This is a genomic window from Domibacillus mangrovi (genome assembly GCF_001906925.1).
Lineage (GTDB): Bacteria > Bacillota > Bacilli > Bacillales > Domibacillaceae > Domibacillus > Domibacillus mangrovi.
On record NZ_MRWQ01000001.1, the window covers coordinates 319,801 to 344,117 of the forward strand.

Annotated in this window: 26 protein-coding genes; 3 read left to right on the top strand and 23 right to left on the bottom strand. The window is 42.7% G+C overall.

Going from position 1 to position 24,317, the window contains the following annotated elements; genetic code table 11:
• Nucleotides 1-21: 21 nt before the first annotated feature.
• The 17 genes from BLL40_RS01630 to gpr all read right to left on the bottom strand — a co-directional run bounded on the left by BLL40_RS01630 (nt 22) and on the right by gpr (nt 16,940).
• Complete coding sequence (locus BLL40_RS01630) at nt 22-369, bottom strand: hypothetical protein (protein ID WP_073710155.1); 348 nt, start codon at nt 367-369, stop codon at nt 22-24.
• A gap of 14 nt (nt 370-383) precedes the next feature.
• The gene (gene floA, locus BLL40_RS01635; RefSeq protein WP_073710156.1) at nt 384-1,379 is read right to left on the bottom strand and encodes a flotillin-like protein FloA; all 996 of its coding nucleotides are present in this window, start codon (nt 1,377-1,379) and stop codon (nt 384-386) included.
• Nucleotides 1,380-1,395: 16 nt separating this feature from the next.
• Nucleotides 1,396-2,112: an NfeD family protein gene (locus tag BLL40_RS01640; protein WP_245797870.1), complete on the bottom strand. Its 717-nt coding sequence runs from the start codon at nt 2,110-2,112 to the stop codon at nt 1,396-1,398.
• 115 nt (nt 2,113-2,227) lie between these two features.
• Nucleotides 2,228-2,674, bottom strand: a complete 447-nt coding sequence (locus BLL40_RS01645; RefSeq protein ID WP_073710157.1) for a GatB/YqeY domain-containing protein — start codon at nt 2,672-2,674, stop codon at nt 2,228-2,230.
• Between the two features lie 14 nt (nt 2,675-2,688).
• Complete coding sequence (rpsU, locus tag BLL40_RS01650; RefSeq protein WP_018393973.1) at nt 2,689-2,862, bottom strand: 30S ribosomal protein S21; 174 nt, start codon at nt 2,860-2,862, stop codon at nt 2,689-2,691.
• A 109-nt stretch (nt 2,863-2,971) separates the two neighbouring features.
• Nucleotides 2,972-3,652: a deoxyribose-phosphate aldolase gene (gene deoC / locus BLL40_RS01655; RefSeq protein WP_073710158.1), complete on the bottom strand. Its 681-nt coding sequence runs from the start codon at nt 3,650-3,652 to the stop codon at nt 2,972-2,974.
• A 107-nt stretch (nt 3,653-3,759) separates the two neighbouring features.
• On the bottom strand, nt 3,760-5,091 hold the full coding sequence (gene mtaB, locus BLL40_RS01660; RefSeq protein ID WP_073710159.1) for a tRNA (N(6)-L-threonylcarbamoyladenosine(37)-C(2))-methylthiotransferase MtaB: 1,332 nt from the start codon (nt 5,089-5,091) through the stop codon (nt 3,760-3,762).
• Nucleotides 5,092-5,096: 5 nt separating this feature from the next.
• The gene (locus BLL40_RS01665) at nt 5,097-5,846 is read right to left on the bottom strand and encodes a 16S rRNA (uracil(1498)-N(3))-methyltransferase (RefSeq protein ID WP_073710160.1); all 750 of its coding nucleotides are present in this window, start codon (nt 5,844-5,846) and stop codon (nt 5,097-5,099) included.
• Nucleotides 5,847-5,864: 18 nt separating this feature from the next.
• The gene (gene prmA, locus BLL40_RS01670) at nt 5,865-6,809 is read right to left on the bottom strand and encodes a 50S ribosomal protein L11 methyltransferase (protein ID WP_073710161.1); all 945 of its coding nucleotides are present in this window, start codon (nt 6,807-6,809) and stop codon (nt 5,865-5,867) included.
• A gap of 23 nt (nt 6,810-6,832) precedes the next feature.
• Nucleotides 6,833-7,957 (bottom strand): molecular chaperone DnaJ, encoded by a 1,125-nt coding sequence (gene dnaJ / locus BLL40_RS01675; RefSeq protein WP_073710162.1) that lies wholly within the window; start codon nt 7,955-7,957, stop codon nt 6,833-6,835.
• Nucleotides 7,958-8,086: 129 nt separating this feature from the next.
• Nucleotides 8,087-9,919 carry a molecular chaperone DnaK gene (dnaK, locus tag BLL40_RS01680; RefSeq protein ID WP_073710163.1) on the bottom strand — a complete coding sequence of 611 codons (1,833 nt, stop codon included), beginning with the start codon at nt 9,917-9,919 and terminating at the stop codon, nt 8,087-8,089.
• Between the two features lie 38 nt (nt 9,920-9,957).
• Entirely contained in the window at nt 9,958-10,548 is a 591-nt protein-coding gene (gene grpE / locus BLL40_RS01685) for a nucleotide exchange factor GrpE (protein ID WP_143180073.1), read from the bottom strand.
• A gap of 4 nt (nt 10,549-10,552) precedes the next feature.
• Entirely contained in the window at nt 10,553-11,587 is a 1,035-nt protein-coding gene (gene hrcA / locus BLL40_RS01690) for a heat-inducible transcriptional repressor HrcA (protein WP_073710165.1), read from the bottom strand.
• A 90-nt stretch (nt 11,588-11,677) separates the two neighbouring features.
• The gene (hemW, locus tag BLL40_RS01695; RefSeq protein ID WP_073710166.1) at nt 11,678-12,814 is read right to left on the bottom strand and encodes a radical SAM family heme chaperone HemW; all 1,137 of its coding nucleotides are present in this window, start codon (nt 12,812-12,814) and stop codon (nt 11,678-11,680) included.
• Between the two features lie 59 nt (nt 12,815-12,873).
• The gene (lepA, locus tag BLL40_RS01700) at nt 12,874-14,703 is read right to left on the bottom strand and encodes a translation elongation factor 4 (RefSeq protein WP_073710167.1); all 1,830 of its coding nucleotides are present in this window, start codon (nt 14,701-14,703) and stop codon (nt 12,874-12,876) included.
• A 91-nt stretch (nt 14,704-14,794) separates the two neighbouring features.
• Nucleotides 14,795-15,982, bottom strand: a complete 1,188-nt coding sequence (gene spoIIP, locus BLL40_RS01705; protein ID WP_083566195.1) for a stage II sporulation protein P — start codon at nt 15,980-15,982, stop codon at nt 14,795-14,797.
• Nucleotides 15,939-16,940, bottom strand: a complete 1,002-nt coding sequence (gene gpr / locus BLL40_RS01710) for a GPR endopeptidase (protein ID WP_073710169.1) — start codon at nt 16,938-16,940, stop codon at nt 15,939-15,941. Before gpr ends, spoIIP begins: the two co-directional genes overlap by 44 nt.
• A 181-nt stretch (nt 16,941-17,121) precedes the next feature.
• Between gpr and rpsT the strand changes: the two genes are divergently transcribed.
• Nucleotides 17,122-17,376, top strand: a complete 255-nt coding sequence (gene rpsT / locus BLL40_RS01715) for a 30S ribosomal protein S20 (protein WP_073710170.1) — start codon at nt 17,122-17,124, stop codon at nt 17,374-17,376.
• Between the two features lie 29 nt (nt 17,377-17,405).
• Here rpsT and holA read toward each other — a convergent pair whose 3' ends face one another.
• A complete protein-coding gene (gene holA / locus BLL40_RS01720) occupies nt 17,406-18,425 on the bottom strand; it encodes a DNA polymerase III subunit delta (protein ID WP_073710171.1) in 1,020 nt (339 codons plus the stop codon).
• Nucleotides 18,426-18,639: 214 nt separating this feature from the next.
• Between holA and BLL40_RS01725 the strand changes: the two genes are divergently transcribed.
• Nucleotides 18,640-18,771, top strand: a complete 132-nt coding sequence (locus tag BLL40_RS01725) for a YqzM family protein (RefSeq protein WP_073710172.1) — start codon at nt 18,640-18,642, stop codon at nt 18,769-18,771.
• Between the two features lie 42 nt (nt 18,772-18,813).
• On the opposite strand, the gene BLL40_RS01730 is transcribed toward BLL40_RS01725, so the two are convergent.
• The 3 genes from BLL40_RS01730 to BLL40_RS01740 all read right to left on the bottom strand — a co-directional run bounded on the left by BLL40_RS01730 (nt 18,814) and on the right by BLL40_RS01740 (nt 22,264).
• Nucleotides 18,814-21,105: a DNA internalization-related competence protein ComEC/Rec2 gene (locus BLL40_RS01730; protein ID WP_073710173.1), complete on the bottom strand. Its 2,292-nt coding sequence runs from the start codon at nt 21,103-21,105 to the stop codon at nt 18,814-18,816.
• Between the two features lie 13 nt (nt 21,106-21,118).
• On the bottom strand, nt 21,119-21,538 hold the full coding sequence (locus BLL40_RS01735; RefSeq protein WP_073710174.1) for a deoxycytidylate deaminase: 420 nt from the start codon (nt 21,536-21,538) through the stop codon (nt 21,119-21,121).
• A 90-nt stretch (nt 21,539-21,628) separates the two neighbouring features.
• Nucleotides 21,629-22,264 (bottom strand): helix-hairpin-helix domain-containing protein, encoded by a 636-nt coding sequence (locus BLL40_RS01740; protein ID WP_095532810.1) that lies wholly within the window; start codon nt 22,262-22,264, stop codon nt 21,629-21,631.
• 81 nt (nt 22,265-22,345) lie between these two features.
• Here BLL40_RS01740 and BLL40_RS01745 point away from each other — a divergent pair, with 81 nt between their 5' ends.
• Nucleotides 22,346-23,188, top strand: a complete 843-nt coding sequence (locus BLL40_RS01745; RefSeq protein ID WP_073710175.1) for a pyrroline-5-carboxylate reductase dimerization domain-containing protein — start codon at nt 22,346-22,348, stop codon at nt 23,186-23,188.
• A gap of 53 nt (nt 23,189-23,241) precedes the next feature.
• On the opposite strand, the gene BLL40_RS01750 is transcribed toward BLL40_RS01745, so the two are convergent.
• The gene (locus tag BLL40_RS01750) at nt 23,242-23,973 is read right to left on the bottom strand and encodes a class I SAM-dependent DNA methyltransferase (RefSeq protein ID WP_073710176.1); all 732 of its coding nucleotides are present in this window, start codon (nt 23,971-23,973) and stop codon (nt 23,242-23,244) included.
• The gene (rsfS, locus tag BLL40_RS01755) at nt 23,970-24,305 is read right to left on the bottom strand and encodes a ribosome silencing factor (protein WP_073710383.1); all 336 of its coding nucleotides are present in this window, start codon (nt 24,303-24,305) and stop codon (nt 23,970-23,972) included. The genes BLL40_RS01750 and rsfS overlap by 4 nt, the downstream gene beginning before the upstream one ends.
• Between the last annotated feature and the right edge of the window lie 12 nt (nt 24,306-24,317).

A 24,317-nucleotide genomic window follows, 5' to 3' on the forward strand; every position in this document is an offset into this window, starting at 1 on the left:
ATGAAAAGAAAGAGGCATTCATCACTTTTTACGCTTTGATTTTGGCGGGCCGAGCACTTCAGACAAAATAACGCCTTTTAAAAAGTCCTGTTCTGACCATTTTTCGACACCCTTCATAGGCTGTGACACCGGTTTGGCTGGCCGTGACGGTCTTGTTTCCCGTTTTTGAATCGGCTTTTGAACAATGGCAGGTGTTCGTATGGAATTTTGCACAGGAGCTTCCATCGCTTTTTGTTCCGCCTGTTTCACTACTCTTTTTGCTTGTTGTTCTACTTTTTTACGGACTGTTTTTGGTTCGTCTTTATTTTTATTCTTATTGAAAAACATCGAGATCAAGCCGGCAATGATGACAAAGATGAGTCCTTCCACCCGGATGACCTCCTTTATTTGCTGTCATTTTCTTTTTTCTTTCCTGTCATATCACCAATCGCACCGCGCATGTCGGTATCAGCAGTGAGATTTTGGATATTCAAGTAATCCATAACGCCAATATTGCCCGAACGAAGCGCATCTCCCATGGCACGTGGAACATCTGCTTCCGCCTCAACGACTTTCGCACGCATTTCCTGCACGCGTGCAATCATTTCTTGTTCGTTTGCAACCGCCATCGCACGGCGTTCTTCTGCTTTCGCCTGCGCAATGTTTTTATCCGCTTCTGCCTGTTCGGTCTGAAGTTCAGCGCCTATATTTTTACCAATATCAACATCCGCAATATCGATCGAAAGAATTTCAAATGCTGTACCCGAGTCCAATCCTTTGTTCAAGACAGTCTGAGAAATCATATCCGGATTTTCTAGCACTTTTTTATGGTGGTCACTTGAACCAATTGTAGAGATAATTCCTTCGCCGACACGGGCAACGATCGTTTCTTCACCAGCACCACCAACGAGACGGTCGATGTTCGCACGTACCGTAATACGCGCTTTCGCTTTTACTTCGATTCCGTTCATTGCAACACCTGCAATAAAGGGTGTTTCAATTACTTTCGGGTTAACACTCATTTGAACGGCTTCAAGAACGTCACGGCCCGCAAGGTCAATAGCGGCCGCTCGTTCAAATGTTAAATCAATATTCGCACGATGCGCAGCAATGAGGGCATTGACGACACGATCGACATTACCACCTGCCAAATAATGACTTTCAAGCTGATTGATTGATACATTTAGTCCTGCTTTTGACGCTTTAATGAGCGGATTCACAACACGGCTCGGGATAACCCGACGCAAACGCATCCCGACAAGCGTAAAAATACTAATTTTTACACCGGCAGCAAGTGCTGATACCCAGAGCATAACCGGGACAAACGTAAGTAAAATACTAAGTAAAATAATAGCTGCTGCAATTGCAACGAGAAGCATAATTGTACTGGTAACTACCATAATAAAATTCCTCCTTTTATTCGATTTCTCTTACAACAATTCGTGCACCTTCTGTTTTTACAATGGCTACTTCTTTACCAGCCATAATGAAAACGCCTTCTGCTACAGCGTCAATTCGCTCGCCTTCAATAATAACTGTTCCAGACGGACGAAGTGGTGTTTTTGTCCTGCCGATCTTCCCAATTAAATCTGTGCGATTTTCATTCGATACATAGCCGCGCTCTGTATCGGTTGAGTCGCTTAAAATGAATTTTTTAAAAAATTTCATTTCTTTCCCCAACACCTTTATCATTATTATCAATGCCGCTGTCGCAATAGAAAACGCGATTATTAACGAGATCGCCATCCAGAGCAAACTGGCTCCGGCAAATAGAACGCCAGCAGAAAATAAGCTAAAACCAATCAAGCCTACGACTCCGCCTGGCAAAATAACTTCTGCCAGAATAAACAGAACACCACAAACAATAAGCAGCACTGTCAAAATACCCGCCTCTCCTGACATAACGTGCCCTACTGTAAAAACAAGCAATGCCAGTGTACCAACTGCACCGGGAATCCCAAATCCGGGTGTAAATAATTCTAGTATAAACCCGGTCAGCATGATTGATAATAGGACTACGACAATAACAGGATTTGTCGCCAATTGAACGAAAGGTCCGCCTTCATCATACGCTGTAAGCAGCGATACGACCACTAGCATGGCACTCCATTGTACATATCGAATGTATCTCACCGCCTTTCTGCCGGGTCTTTTTATTTATACGGATTCAGTATGTAAAAAGTTTCAGAAAAAAAGAAATAATACATACAAAAAGAACTGCCACCCTAATGGATGGCAGTTCTTTTTGTTACAACAACTTTTGCTGCACGAGACGGTTCACCAATGATCCATCTGCTTTGCCTTTTACTTTTGGCATAAGAGCGGCCATTACTTTCCCCATATCTGCTTTTGCGGAAGCACCTGTTTCAGCGATTGCCGCGTCGACAATAGATGAAACTTCTTCTTCTGAAAGCTGTTCAGGCATATATTCGTTCACGTAAGTCAGTTCAGTCTGAATTTTGGCCACAAGATCCTCGCGGCCGGCTTTTTCAAACTCGTGGAGGGAGTCTTTGCGCTGTTTCACTTCGCGAGAAAGGACTGTCAGTTCTTCCTCTTCCGTCAGGTCGCGGCCGCCCGCCTTAATGCCTTCATTTTGCAATGCTGCTTTAAGCATACGGATGACTGTCAGTTTTTCTTTCTCTTTGCTCTTCATCGCTTGCTTCATCTCGTCATTAAGACGTCCGAGAAGACTCATACTAAAACCTCCTCTTAGAACTTACGTTTACGAGCTGCTTCTGATTTCTTTTTGCGTTTCACACTTGGTTTTTCATAAAATTCGCGTTTTCTATATTCCTGCAGGGTGCCTGTCTTGGAAACAGTTTTTTTGAAACGGCGCAGAGCATCCTCAAGCGATTCGTTTTTGCGAACAACAGTTTTTGACATTTCTTTTTCCCTCCCTCCGAACACATTACGATGGAAATTCCATGTACTGAACTATTATAATACAACGTTTTGACACGGTCAAGAAACTTTCTTTACAAAAGTTGCACAATTAATAGGTGCTGTCGCCTTCTACACCAGTTACAATGCTGATACTTGAGCTCGCACCAATCCGTGTTGCACCCGCTTTAATCATTGTCATCGCATCTTGCTGGGAACGAACGCCTCCTGATGCTTTTACACCAATTTTGGGTCCAACTGTTTTGCGCATTAATGTAACATCCTCTTCTGTGGCACCGCCGGCAGAAAAACCTGTCGATGTTTTCACATAATCAGCACCTGCTGATACAGCTAGTTCACACGCTTTCTTCTTTTCTTTATCAGTGAGAAGGCTCGTTTCAATAATCACTTTAACAAGCGCTTTTCCTTGTGCAGATGCAACAACCGCACGAACATCTTTTTCCACTTCGTCAAAATCGCCGTCTTTTAAAGCACCGATATTAATAACCATATCGACTTCTTTCGCACCGTGATCAATCGCTATGTTTGTTTCAAATGCTTTTACCTCGGTCATCGTCGAGCCGAGTGGAAATCCAATAACTGTACATACTTTTACGCCCGAATCGCGCAAAAGTTCCGTTGCTTGCTTGACACGTGATGGATGAACGCATACAGAAGCAAATCCATGACGGCTTGCTTCTTTGCAAAGCTTCTCAATATCTTCTTTTTTAGCATCTGCTTTCAATAACGTATGATCAATGGTTTTTGCTATGTTTCCATATGTATCTGTCATCACAGGTAACCCCCCATTCATTGGTTGTCCGTACTTCCATATCATAACACCGATGTTGTTAGGCTTGCGAGAATTTTGGCAAAAAAAAGCTGGCAAATTGCCAGCTTTTACGCGTGTACCGTATCAAGTACCCGAACGAACTGTCCTTCGTTATACGGATAGCCTGCTTTCGTTATTTTCACTTTGACAATTTTCCCGACCATTTCTTCTGTCGCTGGAAAAACAACTTTCATATAGTTATCCGTATAGCCGCTATAAAGTCCTTCTCCGCCTTCTGTAAAAGGTTCTTCTGGAATCACTTCAAGCACTTCATTTTCAAATTCCGCTGCATATTCTTTCGCCAGTTGATCAGATAATGCGATTAATTTATGCACACGCCCGTTTTTGATCTCTTCATCAACTTGATCATCCATACGCGCTGCCGGTGTACCTGTCCGTTTTGAATAGGGAAATACATGCAACTCTGAGAAACGGTGTTCTTTAATAAAATTGTATGTTTCCATAAATTCTTCTTCCGTCTCACCTGGAAAACCGACGATAACGTCAGATGTAACAGCAAGACCCGGAAGTGCTTTTTTTAACCGGTTCAAACGATCTGCAAAAAAGTCCATCGTATATTTGCGGCGCATCCTCTTTAATACTGTGTCTGAACCAGATTGAATTGGAATGTGCAAATGACGAACAACGATGTTTGATTGATCAATGACATCGATCACTTCATCTGTTAATTGACTAGCTTCAATAGATGAAATTCGGATGCGTTTTAATCCCGTCACTTTCGCCTCAAGATCACGTAAAAGCATAGCGAAATTATAATCTTTAAAATCAGATCCATAACCGCCCGTGTGGATACCCGTTAATACAATCTCTTGATAGCCAGACTGAACGAGCTGATTTGCCTGACGGATGACTTCTTCTGGATCACGTGACCGCATTAAACCGCGCGCCCATGGAATGATGCAAAACGTACAGAAATTATTGCAACCTTCCTGTATTTTGAGAGAAGCACGCGTTCGATCTGTAAACGCCGGTACATCAAGCTCTTCATATATACGGTTTTTCATAATGTTACCTACTGCATTAATCGGCTGTCGTTCTTTTTTGAATTGCTCAATATAATCCAGCATCTTTATCCGGTCCTGTGTGCCTACGACGACGTCAACGCCTGGAATAGCCATAATTTCAGCCGGTGATGTCTGTGCATAACAGCCGGTGACACAAATAACCGCATCTGGATTTTTTCGCACAGCACGGCGAATCACCTGCCGGCTTTTTTTATCTCCTGTATTTGTCACTGTACACGTATTAATCACATATACATCTGATGTTTTTTCAAAATCAGTTCGCTCGTAGCCGTTTTGTTCAAACAGCTTCCAGATTGCTTCTGTCTCATAATGATTTACTTTACAGCCTAACGTATGAAATGCCACTGTTGGCATTGTAATCACCTCTTCAATTCTAGATAAAACGAAACAGCGGATAATACGTATAATGGTGCTGTTTCAGCGCGCAAAATTCTCGGTCCGAGTGCGCATGCAGTAAACCCGCCTTTTATTAATTGTTCTGCCTCTTTCTCAGAAAATCCACCTTCAGGCCCGGTCACGATCAGCAGTCGTTTCCCTTCTGTTAACCCGCTGACTGCCTCGTAAAAAGGAGACATTTCCCCCACTTTCGCCGTTTCTTCATATGCAAATAGCAACACATCATAGTCTTTTCCACTTTCGATAACTTGTGTGAGCGAAACGGGTTCGGACACGAAGGGAATGCGGTCCCTATGCGACTGTTCCGCTGCTTCTTTAGCAATTTTTTGCCATCGTTCTGTCTTTTTAACGCCTTTTTTCCGGTCCCACTTGACGACAGAACGACTTGCTTCAAATGGAACAAACCCGGCAGCGCCGAGTTCTGTTCCTTTCTGTATAATATAATCGAATTTATCGCCTTTCACAAGACCAGTCGAAATAACGATATCTGTAGGCAATTCGACTGATCGTTCCACCCATTCTGTCACTTCTGCGGCTACTTCTGATTCCTTGATCTCTGTAATGGTACAAATAGATGTCCGTCCGTCAGGATACACTATATAAATGTGGCTGCCTGGTTCCATCCGCATGACCCGACTAATGTGATGAAAATCATCTCCGGTAATCGTAATTTTATGATCTTCCGGCATTTCGTCTAAAAAATATCGTTGCATCGACTGCACCTCATTTTTTTATTCTGCTTTTTTCGCTGCGATGCATACCCAGTCCTCCATGACGACTGTTTCTTCAATAATTAATCCTGCACCTGCCATCGCTTGTTTCACGTCTTCTTTTTTCTGTCCGATAATACCAGATGCAATAAACGTACCGCCCGGACGCATAATGGATTCCACATCTTTCACAAATGAAATAATCACTTCTGCTAAAATATTCGCTACGACAACATCTGCTTTGTCATCAAGGCCATCGATTAAATTATTTTTCGACACAGAAATAACCTGTTCTACTTTATTTAAAGCCACATTTTGACGAGCAGCAGATACAGCCACTTCGTCCAAGTCAAGAGCTGTAACACGTTTTGCACCGAGGAGCGCTGCACCAATGGCAAGAACACCTGAACCTGTGCCGACATCGACAACATGATCTTCAGACTTCACAAACCGTTCCAGCGCCTGCAAACACATAACCGTCGTCGGATGTGTCCCTGTCCCAAACGCCATGCCAGGATCAAGTTCAATAATTAATTCATCTGTGGAAAAAGGCTCGTACTCTTCCCACGTCGGCACAATCGTAAATTTTTCTGATATTTTGACAGGATTGTAATACTGCTTCCACGCTGTAGCCCAGTCTTCTTCATGCACTTCATTCACCGACACACGTAAATTGCCAGTGTCAATTTGATATACAGTAAGATTTTTCACCGCTTCTGTAATATCATCCACCGTTTCCTGTAAAAAGCTGTTTACCGGTAAATAAGCTTTAACAGCGACACCTTCTTCAGGGTAATCGTCTGGATTCAGCTCGTACAATTCACCAAATAAGCCGCCTTCCCGTTTTTTGTCCAGCTCTGCGCGATCTTCAATCACAACACCGCTCGCTCCTGCTTCATGTAAAATATTCGAAATCGGCTCCACTGCATCATTGACTGTTTCAATGCAAATTTCTGACCACTTCATTCGTGCCAGCTCCTATCATGCAATTAGTCACGCTTTAATGCGCGCTTCACTTTATCGAAAAAACCATCTTCTTCACTCAGCTGTTCGCCGCTTACTTCTGCAAACTCACGAAGAAGGTGTTTTTGTTTTTCACTTAATTTAATTGGTGTAATGACTTTCACATGAACATGCTGATCACCTGTACCATATCCACGCACATTTGCTACGCCTTTGCCACGCAAACGGAATGTCGTGCCGCTTTGCGTACCAGCCGGTATTTTCAATTTCACCTTGCCTTGAATGGTTGGTACTTCAATTTCATCGCCCAGCGAGGCTTGAACGAATGTCACTGGCATTTCGCAATAAATATCATCGCCATCCCGCTCAAACAGTTCATGCTGCTTAACGCGGAAAACAATATATAAATCACCTGCAGGTCCGCCGTTAACGCCGGCTTCTCCTTGACTAGTCAGACGAATTTGCTGCCCTTCATCAATGCCTGCCGGCACTTTTACGTTGATCGTTTTATTTTTCGTTACGCGGCCATTCCCTGAACATGTTGTACATTTTTCTTTAATCATTTTACCAGTCCCGCTACAATGAGGACATGTACGGCGATTGACAACGCGGCCAAATGGCGTACTTTGTTCCACATTCACCTGTCCAGCGCCGGCACAGTGTGAACACGTTTCCGGTGATGTACCTGGTTTTGCACCGCTTCCTTTACACGTTGTACATTCTTCTTCTCTCGGAATGATAATATCCTTCTCTACTCCAAAAACCGCTTCTTCAAACGTTATCGTCATCGTGTATTGAAGATCATCACCTTGCCTTGGTGCATTCGGATCGCGCCGACGTCCACCTCCGCCGCCAAAAAACGTGCTAAATATATCATCAAATCCACCGCCGAATCCGCCGAATCCACCTCCACCATTAAAACCGCCTTGGTTTGATCCAGCATGTCCGAATTGATCATACTGCGCTTTTTTCGATTCATCACTTAGCACTTCGTACGCTTCACTAATTTCTTTAAATTTTTCATCTGAACCTGCTTCTTTATTAATATCCGGATGAAACTTTTTCGATAGTTTTCGGTACGCTTTTTTAATTTCGTCTTTTGATGCACTCTTTTCGATGCCGAGCACATCATAATAATCTCTCTTACTCATCGTTTCTCACTCCCGTTTCATTCACATAACCGCTATTTTAACATATATCGTGGAACATATGACAATTGTTTCACAAAAAAAGCCAAAGTCGGAAAACCGCTGACTTTGACTTTTTCATGTAACAAATACTTAGTTTTTATCTTTTGAATCGTCTACTTCTTCAAATTCAGCATCTACAACGCTATCATCTTTCGAAGTTTCTTCAGCACCTTGTTGTGCTTCCGCTTGCTTCGCTGCTTCTTCATAAAGCTTCATAGACAGCTGTTGTACAATTTCATTTAAAGCATCACGTTTTGTACGAATGTCTTCCATATCATTTTTCTCAAGAGCTTCTTTCAATGCATCTTTCGCTTCAGTTGCTTTTTGAAGCTCTTCCTCGCCTACTTTATCGCCGAGCTCTTTTACCATATTTTCCGTTGTGAAAACAAGCTGATCGGCTTCGTTTCTCAATTCAGCTTCTTCTTTTAGCTTTTTATCTGCATCAGCATTTTCTTCTGCTTCTTTTACCATGCGTTCGATTTCATCATCAGAAAGACCTGAAGAAGACTGAATCGTAATATTTTGTTCTTTTTGCGTACCTAGATCTTTCGCTTTTACATTTACGATACCATTTTTGTCAATATCGAATGTCACTTCTATTTGCGGAATGCCGCGTGGTGCTGGCGGAATATCCGTCAATTGGAAACGGCCAAGCGTTTTATTATCCGCAGACATCGGACGCTCCCCTTGAAGTACGTGAATATCAACAGCCGGCTGGTTATCTGCCGCAGTTGAGAATACTTGAGATTTCGATGTAGGAATTGTCGTATTACGGTCGATCAACTTCGTAAATACGCCACCCATTGTTTCAATACCGAGCGATAGCGGTGTTACGTCAAGAAGAACAACGTCTTTTACATCGCCTGTTAATACACCGCCTTGAATCGCTGCACCCATAGCAACAACTTCATCCGGGTTAACTCCTTTATGCGGCTCTTTGCCCGTTTGTTTACGAATCGCTTCCTGTACAGCAGGAATACGGGTTGATCCACCAACGAGAATGATTTTATCCAGTTCAGATGCTGATTTACCTGCATCTTGAAGAGCTTGACGGACAGGGCCCATTGTACGCTCAACAAGATTTGATGAAAGTTCATCAAATTTCGCACGTGACAACGTTGTTTCTAAATGAAGCGGTCCAGCTTCTCCCGCTGTAATAAACGGAAGTGAAATTTGTGTTGATGTAACACCCGACAAATCTTTTTTCGCTTTTTCCGCTGCATCTTTCAAACGTTGCATTGCCATTTTGTCTTTTGATAAATCAATGCCATTTTCTTTTTTGAATTCCTGTACGAGGTAGTTAATGATGACTTCATCAAAATCATCGCCACCTAGACGATTGTCGCCGGCAGTTGAAAGAACTTCAAATACGCCATCGCCAAGCTCTAAAATGGACACATCAAATGTACCGCCGCCAAGGTCATAAACAAGAATGGTTTGATCTTCGTCTGTTTTATCCATGCCATACGCAAGTGCTGCTGCAGTAGGCTCGTTAATAATTCGTTCAACTTCAAGACCTGCGATTTTACCGGCGTCTTTTGTTGCTTGACGCTCTGCATCGTTAAAGTATGCAGGAACTGTAATAACAGCTTTACTAACTGTTTCACCAAGATAATCTTCTGCATATGCTTTCAAATGCTGTAAAATCATTGCTGAAATTTCTTGCGGTGAGTACTCTTTTCCTTCGATTGTTTCTTTATGGGCTGTTCCCATATGACGTTTAATTGACATAATTGTATTCGGGTTAGTAATGGCTTGACGCTTCGCTACTTCTCCGACTTGACGCTCATCGTTTTTAAAAGCAACAACAGATGGCGTTGTACGATTTCCTTCTGGATTTGGAATAACTTTTGCTTCTCCACCTTCAAGTACAGATACACAAGAATTTGTTGTACCAAGGTCAATTCCGATAATTTTACTCATTTTCAAGTTCCCTCCTGAAATCATTTACATATAAATAATTATTGATTTACTTTTACCATTGATGGCCGAATAACCCGGTCTTTCAATTTATATCCTTTTTGAAGCTCGGCCAAAATCGAATTCGGCTCCGCGTTTTCATCGTTTTCCGTCATGACGGCTTGATGAACAGTCGGATCGAAAGGAGAACCGACTGTTTCAATCGGCTCCACACCTTCATTTTTAAGAGCAGCTACAAGTGTTTTATACACCATTTCAACGCCTTGTAAAACAGATTTTGTTTCTTCATGCTCCGGTGTCACTTGCAACGCACGCTCAAAGTTATCAAGCACTGGTAAAAGTTCCATCACAAGACGCTGTGCGCGGTATTTCTCCTGCGCTTCGCGATCAAGGTTAGTACGGCGTCTGAAATTTTCAAAATCAGCACGAAGACGTAAATAGCGGTCCTCTGTTTCATCAAGTTGCTTTTGAAGCACTTCTTCTTTGCTTTCTTCTACTTCTTCTATTATTTCTTCGCCTACTACTTCTTCTATTTGTTCTTCAACAGAAGATTCCGTTTGTTGAACCGGATCTTCCACTGTCAATGGCTTTTGTTCTTCTGCCACTGGTTCCACCTCCAAGCTAAATTTCATCGTGCTACGAGCTCGTATTATACAGACGTGTTAACACGTTCGTCATATCATGGCTTAAAAAATCAACGAGTGTGATCACACGTGAATACTCCATCCGTTTCGGACCGAGAATCGCAATCGTTCCAACCGGCTCATCACCGACAGAATAGGATGCAGTAATTAAACTACAGTCTTCCATCGCTTGTTCCGCGTTTTCTGTGCCAATTTTCACACGGATACCTGCTTTTGTCGGCCGGACAAGTTCATAAATGTCGCTTTCTTTTTCCATCATATTCATGACGAGTCGTACCTTTTCAACATCCCGGAATTCCGGCTGGTTTAAAATGTTTGTCTTGCCGCCAATAAATAGTTTTCCAGTAGATGGGCCGACTGCCGCCTCCGCAAACATTTGTAGCACCGCTTCATAATTTTGAAGATGCCGCTTCATCAATTTAGCCGTTTCTTTGTATAACTTACCATGAAGTTCTGATAGCGGCACACCAGCTAGGCGATCATTTAAAATATTAACCATTTTTTCAATATCAGCTGCTGCAATTCTTTCAGGCAACGAAAAAAGCCGATTTTCAACATGGCCGGTGTCGGTCACGATAATAGCGACAGCTGTTTCTCGATCAATTGGAATGATTTGCAATTTCTTCACTTTATGATCATTAAATTTCGGGCCGAGTACAATCGATGTGTAGCTCGTCAACTCCGATAAAATCGTTGCGACATTTTGCACCGCTTTTTCAAGTCCGTTTTGCCGATCCCTAAAAATAGAATGAATAGCGGTTTGTTCACTGCGCGCAAGAGATCCCGGTGCGAGTAAATGATCGACGTAATAACGATACCCTTTTTCTGATGGGATACGCCCTGATGACGTATGAGTTTTTTCTAAAAATCCCATCTCTTCAAGATCTGCCATCTCATTCCGAATCGTAGCCGGACTGTACGATACGTCCTCTTTTTTTGCAAGGTTGTTCGATCCGACCGGCTGGGCGGAACGAATAAAATCATCAATAATAATTTGTAAGATGAAAAGTTGGCGATCTGTCAACATCCTTCATCACCTCTTTTAGCACTCTTTCGATACGAGTGCTAAATCTACATTTAAATTATCAAAATTCAGATAGTCTGTCAATGAGTTCGCTCACATTTTCGGTTCAATTAAAAAAGATTGAAATACTTCATTGCCAAGAAATTTCCCCTTATGCGTCAGACGAATTGATTCATCCGTTACTTCCAGCAAATTTCGTTCTGTCATGTTCCCAATCGCTTCTTTAAAAAGGGTCAATGGATTTTGATTATATTTCCTCTGAAAAGCAGCGATCGAGACGCCCGCTACTTTACGGAGACCAAGAAACATTTCTTCTTCCATTCGTTCCTGTTTTGTCGTTTGTTGGGTTCTCATACGTGGTGATTCCCCTCTTTCAAGCGGCTCCATATATTTTTTTAATGGACCATAGTTTGCATATCGAACGCCTTTCACATACCCGTGTGCCCCGGCACCGAACCCGTAATATTCTTCATTGTTCCAGTACGTTAAATTATGAATACTCTCAAATCCCGTACGCGCAAAGTTGCTGATTTCATATTGATGGAGCCCGGATGCTGACATTAGATGCATAACAGCTTCATACATGTCCGCTTCTGCTTCTTCTTTTGGCAGCGGCAAATTTCCTTTACTCATTAAATTGTAAAAGACCGTTTTGGGTTCAATAATCAAGGAATAAGCGGAATAATGAGGAAGTCCGAGCGCGAGTGCTTGGCGCGTCGTGTCAATCGCATCTTCTATCGTCTGCTCCGGTAATCCATAAATTAAATCAATGCTCAAATTATCGAAGCCCGCTTTTTCCGCATTACGCACCGTCTGCAGCACATCTTTTTTTGTATGCGTCCGCCCGATTCGCTTTAAGTGAACATCATTGAATGACTGTACACCAATGCTAAGCCGATTTACACCACCCCTCTTTAAAATGCTCATTTTTGCTGGTGTTAAATCACCCGGATTCGCCTCAAATGTGTATTCTCCGTCTGATGCGAGCGGCAGCTGTTGGGCGATCGATTCCACAAAATACTGAAGCTGTGTTTCATTGAGCGATGTCGGCGTCCCGCCTCCAACGAAAATCGACTTATAGCCAGACTTATTTTCCCCCATACTCATTTCTTTATCGAGGTTCTGTAAATATTGTTCTACTGGCTGGTTTTTCATAAACACTTTATTAAAATCACAATAATGACAGATGTGATGGCAAAATGGAATGTGGATGTAGGCTGCGTTTATCATGCTGTTCACACCTTTCTGTACATAAAGGAAGGTGCCCGAAATACGGACACCTTGTCTTTTTATTTCGATTGATCATCCATTTTGAGAACGGCCATAAATGCTTCTTGAGGCACTTCAACCGAGCCCACTTGCTTCATACGCTTTTTCCCTTCTTTTTGCTTCTCAAGAAGCTTCCGTTTCCGGGAAATATCACCGCCATAACATTTGGCAAGGACGTTTTTACGCATCGCTTTAATCGTCGAACGAGCGACAATTTTATTTCCAATGGCTGCTTGAATAGGCACTTCAAACTGCTGGCGCGGAATAAGTTCTTTTAATTTTTCAACGATGATTTTTCCCCGTTCATAGGCAAAATCACGGTGTACGATAAAACTGAGTGCATCCACTGTTTCCGTGTTCAGCAATATATCCATTTTTACAAGTTTCGACTGCTTGTAGCCGATTAATTCATAATCAAATGATGCGTAGCCTTTCGTGCTTGATTTCAGCTGATCAAAGAAATCATAAACAATTTCAGACAGCGGCATTTCATAAATAACACTGACGCGATTCGTATCAAGGTACTGCATATCGATAAAGATACCACGTTTACCTTGTGCCAGCTCCATTACTGTGCCAACAAAATCATTAGGAACCATGATCGATGATTTAACATATGGTTCTTCCACGTGAGCGATTTTTTGCGGATCTGGCATATCAGAAGGGTTATCAATGCGAAGTTCTTCCCCATCTGTCATTGTCACCTGATAAATAACGCTCGGTGCTGTTGTGATCAAATCAATTTTAAATTCACGTTCAATCCGCTCTTGAATAATTTCCATGTGAAGTAGACCGAGAAATCCACAGCGGAAACCAAATCCAAGCGCCTGTGATGTTTCCGGTTCATACTGAAGAGCAGAATCATTTAATTCAAGCTTTTCAAGTGCGTCACGCAAATCATTGTATTTAGAAGCGTCAATCGGGTAAAGCCCACAGTATACCATTGGGTTTAATTTCCGATACCCCGCCAGCGCTTCTGATGCGCCATTTTTTGCGGATGTAATCGTATCACCCACCTGTGTGTCGCCGACATTTTTAATCGCGGCAGCAAGATATCCAACGTCCCCTACTGTCAGTTCATCACGGGGCGTCGTTTTCGGTGTAAATACGCCAATTTCTGTGACATCAAATTCCTTGCCTGTTGCCATCATTTTAATTTTATCACCGACTTTAATCGTACCATTAACCACGCGAATATAAGCGATAACACCGCGGTATGGATCATACAATGAGTCGAAAATAAGCGCTGTAAGCGGCGCATTTGGATCGCCTGTTGGTGCCGGCACTTTTTCAACAACTTGCTCCAAAATTTCTTCAATACCAATGCCTGCTTTCGCAGATGCAAGCACGGCATCCGATGCATCTAGTCCGATCACGTCCTCAACTTCCTGACGCACACGCTCAGGCTCTGCTGCTGGCAAATCAATTTTATTAATAACCGTCATAATTTCCAAGTTATTATCTAGTGCAAGATACACATTCGCAAGCGTTTGCGCTTCAATGCCCTGTGCAGCATCAACGACGAGAATGGCTCCTTCACATGCTGCCAGACTGCGCGATACTTCGTATGTGAAGTCGACGTGTCCTGGTGTATCAATAAGATGGAATATATACTCAATTCCGTTTTTTGCTGTGTACGTAAGCTCAACAGCATTTAATTTAATTGTAATGCCACGTTCCCGTTCAAGATCCATTGAATCAAGGAGCTGGCTTTTCATTTCACGCGCAGTGAGCGCATTTGTTTTTTCTAAAATACGGTCTGCGAGCGTCGATTTCCCATGATCAATATGGGCAATAATCGAGAAATTGCGGATTCTCTCCTGCCGTTCTAATCTTCCGTTATCATTCATTGTTATAGTTCACTCCTGTTATCGGCACATGTATACTAATGTGATTATATCAGCGCGCTATACAATTGACAACGAACATTGAACGAGACAGTTATTCATTTTGTTCCGATTTCACAAAACGGGATAAAATATCTGCAAATGCTGCCGCGCTTCGTTCCAGCTCTTCCCGCGTATTTTCCACGCCGCCCATTTCAATCAACGCCGCTCTTTTAGATAAATCTTGATTGAATTTCCCGTTCGTTTGACTTCCTGATTTCACAATAACGCCGCGTGACAGTCCAGGATAATATTTTTCAAATAATTCATGAAGGGCTGCTGCAAAACGAGCATTTTCTTCATATCCAGGGTGCTCACCACCGACAACAAACACCGTTTTCGCCATTTGTTGTCCGTTGATCACGGCTGTCGTTACATCTTTTAACTGCGAATCTCTGTGAATATCAATTAAATATTCAAGTGACGGCTGTTGCTGCTGAGCAGACGCGACAACTGTTCTTGATTCTTCGTATGACGCACTATATTGTTTCCCTTTTTTATTGAGCAATTCGCCTATATCTGTTTTGTTAACGGACACGCCAATTTTTCTTTCTGCTAATTTTTCAGCAATCATGTCACCTACTTCAACAATGTGTACTGGAGCTTGTCCATTTCCAGGCGTGAATGCTTCACTTGTATGCGTAAAATAAAGAAGTATTTTTTTCTCATATGCAGCCGGCACCTGTCCCGGCTCGTCTTCCACTGGCGGCTGCGAAATCGATTTCGGATCTGGCTCTACCGATTCTATCGGCATATTCGTATAGTTGGTTCCTTCACCTGCAATTAAAATACGTCCATCATAAATTGAAAATCCAGGCAGTTCTTTTCCAAGAAACGTCCGTGGATCTCGAAGACTAATGCTCGATGCCGCATGAAAAGCCGCATCCACCCATTGAAGCGTATCTACTTGTTCCGTCTTTGCGGCTTTAAATGATTTGTTTTCAAATGTAAGCAGCCGGTAAAAAGACGAGACCGGCAGTTCTGCCGCTGCCCTGCTCATTGATTCGAAGGAAAAATGATACGAAAAAGGCATCACAGTAAACAAACCCGCTGTCCAAAAAGGCATGACGATAAGCGCCGCACATGCTGGGGCGATCCAGATCGCTGCGTTTGATTTTTTTTGCAGAAGGATACGTGCCAACCCCTTTTCACGTCTTGTCCTATATGCATATGCAGAAAAGAAAAAAGCAGACCGAAATTCAGCCTGCAAAAAAAGAACGTGTTTCTTCTGGTGGCCTGTCATGAAGCGCTTCGTTCAATGCGCTTGCAATAACAGCCGCCGCTCCTTGAATAAATAGATCGGCTTCTTTTGGTGTGACGATCATGTTTAATCCTGCTGGTGTGAGAACATCACTAATTAGCTGCCGCTTTTCATTTTCATCGAGTAATCCAATATTGCCCAAAAACGCCTGCTTCCAGTTTTCATCATCATGCCCACTTCTCTCTTCAAGATGCTTCATAACAAGTTCAACTGCATCACGTGTGACCGTCGCAGCGTCAATAACGGTTGGAATCCCAATTGCAATAACAGGAATACCGGCGGTTTGGCGGCTAATTTCTTTTCGCCTATTGCCAATACCAGCACCTGGTTGAATACCAGAATCTGTCATTTGTATTGTCGCATTTAACCGCTCAATCGAACGAGATGCTAGCGCATCGACGACGATTATAAAGTCAGGTTTCTCACGCTCTATTAGCCCAAGCAAAATGTCACCTGTTTCGATGCCGGTCATGCCCATTACACCTGGTGAAATCGCACTGACCGGACGGTAGCCTTTCTGTACATGTTCGGGGTGCAGTTTAAATAAGTGATTGGTCACAATAAGCCGATCGGTGACGCGCGGACCGAGTGAATCCGGTGTAACGTGATCATTTCCAAGACCGGCAATTAAACACGATGCATCACGGCTCAAGCCCGCAGATTCAATAAACACTTTAATTTCCTTAGCCAACACACGGCTAATAGCGGCATGACGAGATGAATCAGAACCGCGTAAGTCCTCTGATTCAACTGTTATATAAAGCCCCGGCCGCTTCCCTGTGATTCTCTCTCCTTCTTCATTGATCGTTACCGTTGTCACAAGCGTATTTTCCCGCTGTTCCTCTTTCGATATAATCCCATCTAATTTGCTGCCATGCTTTTCCTCAGCTATAAGTGCTGATTCTAACGCCAAATCCGTTCTTATTGACCATTCTTCCATACTGTGCACCTCTCTTTTTTAAAATCAGTATGGCCCTGAGTGTAATAGTTTATTCCTTTACACATGATTCCTATTGCAATTCTCTCATTCCTTTGTTAGAATATCTCTTGTTGTTTACTTCAATAAATGAATGATAATCGGGTACGAATAAAACTTCGATCCACTTTAGGAGGTGACAGGAATGCCAAATATTAAATCTGCCATCAAACGCACAAAAACGGCTCAAACTCGTACAGCTCGCAACGCACATGTTAAATCTACAATGCGTACTGCAGTGAAAAAGTTTGAAACGGCCGTTGCTAATAATGATGAAAACGTAAAAGAATTGCTTGTAGAAGCAGTCAGCAAAGTTGATAAAGCTGCAGCAAAAGGTCTTATCCACAAAAATGCTGCGAACCGCCAAAAAAGCCGTCTTATGAAGAAATTGGCTAACTAATAAAAAAGTGTCCGCCATGGACACTTTTTTTATTTTGCTCTCATCATTGTTTGCAGCCGGAAGAAAAACATTTCAATAATCATTTTCTTCTCCATTCCGCTGCTTTTCATTTCATAATCACTTTCAGCGAGCAACTGTATAATGAATGCAAGCTGCGTTTCAGAAAAAGAATGGCTTTGCCCTGATGCAATTTTCACTCGAAATGGGTGCACTTTTAAATGACCCGCAATTTGCTGCTGCCCATACCCTCTTTTTGATAATTCTTTTACCTGATAAATCAGCCTGAACTGACCAGCAATGACCGCTAAAATTTTTAACGGCTCTTCATTTAAGCGAAGCAAATCATAATAAATACGAAAGGCCTCCTGCAGTTTGCCCGATACAATCTGATCCACAAGGCGAAAAATATCACTTTCAAGTGTTCGTGCCGTTAACTTCGTGACCGCTTCTTCTGTAATTTCTCCTCCAGCACCTGCATACAGCGCTAATTTCGATATCTCCGTTGCCAATACAGACAATTGAAATCCTGCAATGTTTAATAGCTGATGGATGGCCGCTTCATTTATGATGGCCCCTTCTTCAGCCGCTTTGCTTTTAATCCAACCCGACAATTCCCGTTCTGCCGGCCGCTTTGCTTCCAGCACGCCTGCCTGTTTTTTGATTAATTTCGTTATTTTTTTTCGTTCATCTAGTTTTTCAAAATGAGCTTGAAAGACGAGAATCGTAAACGGAGATGGATCATTTAAATAGTGCTCCAGTTTTTTTAAATCATGTTCGATTTTTAATTTTTCAGCAGTAAAAAAAAGCGGATTTTGAACAAACACAACTTTTCGCTCTCCTAAAAACGGTAGCGTTTCCGCTTCTTCGACAGCCAGGTCAATAGGAACTTCTGTCATATCAAATGAGATGACATTCAAATCTGCATCATCACCGTCCAATGCATGTTTAATTAATAGCTTTCGTGCTTCTTCAATAAAATATTGTTCCGGCCCATACCATAAATACAATGAACGAAACCGGCTGTTTTTCAATTCCTTTAATACATCCATTCACTCGTCTCCATTCATTTATCCCCATTAACGGGCAGATCCCTACCGATTCTTCTTTCATTTTATCTTTCTTTATTTTAGAAAAACAAAAGCTATTCCGCAAGGTGCAGGATAAATGTGTACATTTTTTGTCTGCACTTGCTGAAATACGCAACAGAGTCTGGATTTTTCTTAGCTATTTGTCTATACTTATATTGAAATAGGAGGGGTAATTGTGAACGAATTCGAAAAAAATGTACAATCTACACGCAACGACGCAGTTGACTCCGGAGTAGGCTTTGCTGTCTCATTCGTCTTCTTCTCTGCAATGTTTGTCCTTGCCACTGTCATTCAGCTTGTTGGCTGATTATCGCACGGAAAAAAATCCGCCTACATTCAGGCGGATTTTTTATTCTGGCGCAAGCGCACTTGAAATCGTTCCCCTGTCTTCTTTAAATACATATGAGATGCTACCATGCAGATCCGTTCTAAACACCTTCACGCCAGCGTTCGACAAATTTTCAAGCACTTCTTTATGCGGATGTCCATATCGATTAGCTACTCCTGCAGAAATAACAGCATATTCAGGCCTGATTGCTTCCACAAAGCGAGCGGATGTCGACGAGCGGCTCCCATGATGGCCGACTTTCAACCAATCAACATCGACATCATATTTTTTCAGAAATTCTTTTTCACCTGCTTCTTCATAATCACCCGTAAACAGCCATTTTTTCCCACCGATTTCCGCATATAATACAAGTGAATCGTTATTCCCTTCATATTCTCGGTCATCTGGCGATAAAAACTGAAACACCGCATCTCCTTTCGTCCACTTTTCTCCTTCTAGCCCTTCACGCACATTCATCTTTCCAGTCGAAACCGTCACCAATATTGATTCCATGACAGCCACGCTGCCTGAACCCGGTGAAATAATGATCTCATCCGCAGGTATCGCTGATAGCACTTCAGTGGCTGCACCGGCATGATCGAAATCTGCATGCGTTAAAATAAGTTTATCTAGTCGGGTTATCCCTTTTCGTTTTAAAAAAGGCACAACGGTATCCTTTCCAACAGAAAACCTATGCGTTCGCTCTGTCCACGGTTCTTTTTCAAAAGGCAAACGCCCGCCCGTATCAATTAAATAGGTTCCTTTTCCATATGGCAGCTTAATAAAGATACTGTCGCCCTGTCCGACATCAATAAAGGTCACTTCTCCTTCAGAAGAAAACCGGCTCATTCCGGTCATCATACTAAGCAGCAAACCACAAACCAATAAACTGTACCGGACTGTATTCATTTTTTCCCACAATAAATACGAGGCAATAACCACAATAGCAGCAATCACGATCCATTGTACATCCGGCTGTCCGGTAACCAAAACCGCAAACGGAAGATCCGCCATTTCCGCGGCCAAGCTATCCATCATTTTCAGCAACACATTTAAAGGATCTATTATCATCCGCACAGGCATTAGAAAAGAAAGAACAAATGCAGTAAAAAGTGACGGCAACATCACGACCGAATAAAACGGTACAAATAATAGGTTAGCTGCTGGTGCAATAATCGACAGCTCAGAAAAGTGATAAATTAAAAAAGGAAGGGCCGCCATTTGTGACAAAATCGAGACCGCTACTGACAATTCAACTGCATTCCGACAACGTTTTAAAATGGCACCTGTGCATAAAACGAGCGCCCATGTAACCGCATAGGATAGTTGAAACCCCACTTGAAACACTTGATAAGGATCTAGCACTATCATAGCGATAAACACCGCTCCAAGCGCTGATGCCGGCTTCAGACGTACATGTGAAGATGACGCAGTTAAAATCGCTCCCGTCATCAAGCAGGCGCGGACGACAGGCGGAGAGGCTCCGGTTAAAAGCACATAAAGCGGCAATGCCATTAAAATGATCATCCTCGCCCGCTCACGTGTAATACCTATACGAATAAACCCGTAAAATAGCATTCCTGACAGCATCGTAACATGCAAGCCCGAAATCGATAAAATATGAACGATGCCAAGCCGTTCGTAATCTTCATTGACATCTTCACTACTCAACAAGCGATCGCCGAATAAAAGCGCAGCAGCGGTCGCGTTAAGTGGATCTGGAAACTGATTATGAATTCGTTCAAGTGCAGCAGTGCGCCATCTAGCAGGCACATAACGGATGGAATTATTCATCATACATTGATCCGTGGAGATCAAATCAGGAGTTAAAATAAAATAAGTATGATGAGTGGATAAATAGGCCCGATAATTAAACTCACCGGCATTCCGTGCTTCATTTGGTTTGATAGCTTCTGCCTTCATCCGGCACGTCAAACCAGGAGATAGGACTGCCGCAATATGCTTTTTAGCTTCTTCCGATTCGATTCGATAGGAAAGACGGAATGGTTCACCAGTCTGTACATCTTTCACGCTTGCATTTAACCGGTCGCCGTCAATCCGTACATCATTCGTAAAAACAACAGTCCATTCCGCTTCTTCACCGGTAAATTGTGATATGTGACGTGCTTCATGAAACAGGGAGGTTCCGTATACAAGAAGCAGCCCTGCCACCATAAAGAGACGATCGCGGCGCTCTGCTCCGCTCCAAAGTGTAACGGATAATATAAAGAAAAAAAAGATAATGAAGCCCGGTGCATGAAGTACATATAAAACCGAACAAAGCGCTGCAACGCCGATCCGGAGAAAGGTCATTCACATCATCCTTTCAATTCAGCGAAGGTACATGTAAAACGTCAATATCTTTCAAAAAATGACTGTTCCATTTGTTTGGATACGCATTCCGGTACACAATTCGTTCGATACCGGCCTGCGCAAGTGTTTTCGCACAATTCTCACAAGGTTCATGGGTAACATAAGCTGAAGCCCCTTTTAGCTTGTCACGCTCCGCATGCAGTACTGCATTTAATTCAGCGTGTAGACAACGGATACACCGTCCTTGCTCAGACAATAAGCATCCTGCTTCATCACAATGTTCATGACCGTGAATCGAGCCGTTATATCCGGTCGATACAATATGTTTATCTTTGACAATGACACAGCCAACATTTAACCGGTTGCACGTAGAACGTGTGGCAACGGCTTCTGCAATCGTTAAAAAGTATTCATCCCAGCTTTTTCTTTCCATAAAAACCCTCTTTTCTGTCTCTTCCGATCTTAACCGGTTTTTGCTTTTAGTTTAGCGGCAAATCCTGAGTTTCGTCAAATTCATGTCTGCTTATTGCACTGTAATGAGCGATTCTAGCTTTTCAAATGTTTTGTCTCCAATTCCCGACACGTTTTTTAATTCTTCCACGGCCGCAAACGGACCTTCCGTTTCCCTGTAATCGATTATGGCCTGTGCTTTCACTTCCCCCACACTCGGAAGTTTCTGCAAACCGGATGAATCTGCCTCATTAATGTTAATAAGAGTACCTTCTGCAGTCTCATTGCTTTTTGCGGATGCTCCACCGTTTGTAGATGAAGCGATGATCGGCGGCACCTCTTCCCCTCTTGCCGGCACATAAATGACCATCTCGTCCTGCACTTTTTGTGCTAAATTTACCGCTGCAGCATCCGCTGTTTCCGTCAACCCACCTGCTTTATTAATCGCATCATTCACCCTTTGATCACTCGTCATCCTATAAATGCCAGGCATTGTAACTGCTCCTTTTACATCAATCGCTACTTCAACCGGTACCGCTTCTTCAGTTAGAATTTCTTCTGCCATCACTTCTACAGGTGCTTCTTCAACTAGCGCAGGCTCAGGAGGGACTGCTTCTTCTTCCGTTAAACCGTACAACCAAAACATAAGAACAGCTAGACCTCCTGCTGCTGGAATTTTGTACTTGTGAAGAAGCTGCTTCATATCCATGTTTGATCCTCCTTTTCAACTGGAATAAATCATTTTTTTCGCACGTATAGTTAAAAGATGAACTAGGAAGGAGATTACGTCATGAACATTGGCATTGTCGGAACAGGGAGCATCGGTACGGTACTGACTGAATCATTCATTACATCCCATACCATTCCACCTGAATCTCTTTACGTATACAATCGTTCAATTGAAAAAGCATACCGATTGCAAAAATCTTTTCCAAGTATTCACGTTTGCCAAAACGTAAAACAAGTAGCTGAACAGACACAGCTGCTATTCATTGCAGTTCGTCAGCCTGATTTAAAGCCTCTTCTTGAATCCATTGCTCCATACGTCACAGCAGACCACTGCCTTATCTCCACTGCAAGTGCGGTCTCCACGGCACAGATGGAATCCGTTCTTCCATGCGCGTGTGCACGTGTCATTCCTGCTGTCACGAACACCGCTTCAGCCGGTGGCATCCTTTATTCATTTGGCGACTCGTGTGGAACAGACTGGCAGAAAAAAATCATCGATTTATTAAATAACTTAGCTGGCGCTTCATTTGAAACGAACGATGAGATGATCCGGGCGGCATCTGATTTAACGGGTTGCGGGCCTGCTTTTTTCTCTAAAATGGCAAGCATGTATGCAAAAGAGGCGATGAAATACGGGCTTACAGATGAAGAAGCGGAAAAAATGTCGGTGCACATGATGATCGGTCTTGGCGAGTTGTTAAAAAAGAAAAATTGGTCATTGGATATGCTGACAGAGAGGACTGCTGCTAAAGGCGGCGTAACAGGACGCGGAATTGTAGTCATCGAAGAATTTGCGGGTGACTTGTTTTCATCGCTCTGCAAAATGACGCAGCAAAAAGCCGCTGAAGACAGAAAAGAGGCTTCTGCCACTTTTGGCATTGATACATCAATTCGACAAGATTAACTCAGTTCCTTCTTCTTTACAAAGTCTTTACAAAACAAAAAAAGAGCGGCGGTTTAGCTGCTCTTTTTCGCTTTGAAAAAAATCCGTTCTGACTCACTTGTTGGTGCATCATTTGTAAAATCGGCGGTGACTGCTTCAATCGTAAAACCTGCTTCATCCAGCCACTTTTTATACAAATCAGGCGGAAATGTACGCTGCTGATGAAGCTCATCAAATCGCTCATATATGCCGTTTTCTGCTCGTACGAAAAATGTTAATTCATGCTCAATACTATTTGCTACTTCCCCGGGAAAGGCATTCCATATAAACGAAATATCTTCCGCTGCATCCGCAAATGTCTGTGATTGAAATACGTGATTGATTTTATGTGTGGAATGTACATCAAATAAAAACAATCCGTCCTTTTCAAGATGATTATACACAGATTGAAACGTTTTTTTTACATCATCTTCTGTCTCTAAATAATTAAGTGAATCGCAAAAAATTACCGCCGTTTGAAATAGACCGATACCGTCAAGTTCTCTCATGTCTTGTTGATAAAGAGGAATAGACAGCTTTTGTTCATCTACTTTTTCGCGGGCGATCGCTAACATATCATCTGATAAATCAATACCCGTCACATCAAAGCCTGCTTGCACAAAACGGACAGCCAGTTCCCCTGTTCCGCAGCCAATATCGAGCAAGCGTCCTGCTTGTGCTTCTGAACAAAGCATTGCTGTCCACTCTTCGTACGGCGCGTCCTTCATAAGCGAATCATAGACAGACGCAAACCGATTGTAACTCATGACGTTAAAACATCGACGTGCGGTGCATCGCCCCATAGACGTTCCAAATTGTAATACACGCGCTCATCGCGGTGAAAAACATGAACGACGACATCTCCAATATCAATTAATACCCAACGCGCTTCGTCGAACCCTTCCATACGCTTAATGCCTACGCCAAATTCTTCTGCTTTATCTTTTACTTCACGGGCAATGGCCTGCACTTGCTTGTCGGAATTACCGTGGCAAATAACAAAATAATCAGCAACTGGTGAGATTCCCTCCATATCCAATGCGGTAATGTTTTCCGCCCGCTTATCATCTGCTGCTTTTGTCACTGCATGTAAAATCATTTGTTGTTCTGT

Coding starts and splice junctions, on each gene's coding strand:
- dnaK (WP_073710163.1), bottom strand. CDS start 9,919: ATGAGTAAAATTATCGGAATTGACCTTGGTACAACAAATTCTTGTGTA.
- mtaB (WP_073710159.1), bottom strand. CDS start 5,091: ATGCCAACAGTGGCATTTCATACGTTAGGCTGTAAAGTAAATCATTAT.
- rpsT (WP_073710170.1), top strand. CDS start 17,122: ATGCCAAATATTAAATCTGCCATCAAACGCACAAAAACGGCTCAAACT.
- hrcA (WP_073710165.1), bottom strand. CDS start 11,587: ATGTTGACAGATCGCCAACTTTTCATCTTACAAATTATTATTGATGAT.
- BLL40_RS01730 (WP_073710173.1), bottom strand. CDS start 21,105: ATGACCTTTCTCCGGATCGGCGTTGCAGCGCTTTGTTCGGTTTTATAT.
- grpE (WP_143180073.1), bottom strand. CDS start 10,548: ATGAAATTTAGCTTGGAGGTGGAACCAGTGGCAGAAGAACAAAAGCCA.
- lepA (WP_073710167.1), bottom strand. CDS start 14,703: ATGAATGATAACGGAAGATTAGAACGGCAGGAGAGAATCCGCAATTTC.
- BLL40_RS01735 (WP_073710174.1), bottom strand. CDS start 21,538: ATGGAAAGAAAAAGCTGGGATGAATACTTTTTAACGATTGCAGAAGCC.
- rsfS (WP_073710383.1), bottom strand. CDS start 24,305: ATGATTTTACATGCAGTGACAAAAGCAGCAGATGATAAGCGGGCGGAA.
- prmA (WP_073710161.1), bottom strand. CDS start 6,809: ATGAAGTGGTCAGAAATTTGCATTGAAACAGTCAATGATGCAGTGGAG.
- spoIIP (WP_083566195.1), bottom strand. CDS start 15,982: ATGACAGGCCACCAGAAGAAACACGTTCTTTTTTTGCAGGCTGAATTT.
- BLL40_RS01750 (WP_073710176.1), bottom strand. CDS start 23,973: ATGAGTTACAATCGGTTTGCGTCTGTCTATGATTCGCTTATGAAGGAC.
- deoC (WP_073710158.1), bottom strand. CDS start 3,652: ATGACAGATACATATGGAAACATAGCAAAAACCATTGATCATACGTTA.
- holA (WP_073710171.1), bottom strand. CDS start 18,425: ATGGATGTATTAAAGGAATTGAAAAACAGCCGGTTTCGTTCATTGTAT.
- hemW (WP_073710166.1), bottom strand. CDS start 12,814: ATGATAAACGCAGCCTACATCCACATTCCATTTTGCCATCACATCTGT.
- floA (WP_073710156.1), bottom strand. CDS start 1,379: ATGGTAGTTACCAGTACAATTATGCTTCTCGTTGCAATTGCAGCAGCT.
- BLL40_RS01665 (WP_073710160.1), bottom strand. CDS start 5,846: ATGCAACGATATTTTTTAGACGAAATGCCGGAAGATCATAAAATTACG.
- dnaJ (WP_073710162.1), bottom strand. CDS start 7,957: ATGAGTAAGAGAGATTATTATGATGTGCTCGGCATCGAAAAGAGTGCA.
- BLL40_RS01740 (WP_095532810.1), bottom strand. CDS start 22,264: ATGGATATGAAGCAGCTTCTTCACAAGTACAAAATTCCAGCAGCAGGA.
- BLL40_RS01745 (WP_073710175.1), top strand. CDS start 22,346: ATGAACATTGGCATTGTCGGAACAGGGAGCATCGGTACGGTACTGACT.
- gpr (WP_073710169.1), bottom strand. CDS start 16,940: ATGGAAGAATGGTCAATAAGAACGGATTTGGCGTTAGAATCAGCACTT.
- BLL40_RS01645 (WP_073710157.1), bottom strand. CDS start 2,674: ATGAGTCTTCTCGGACGTCTTAATGACGAGATGAAGCAAGCGATGAAG.
- rpsU (WP_018393973.1), bottom strand. CDS start 2,862: ATGTCAAAAACTGTTGTTCGCAAAAACGAATCGCTTGAGGATGCTCTG.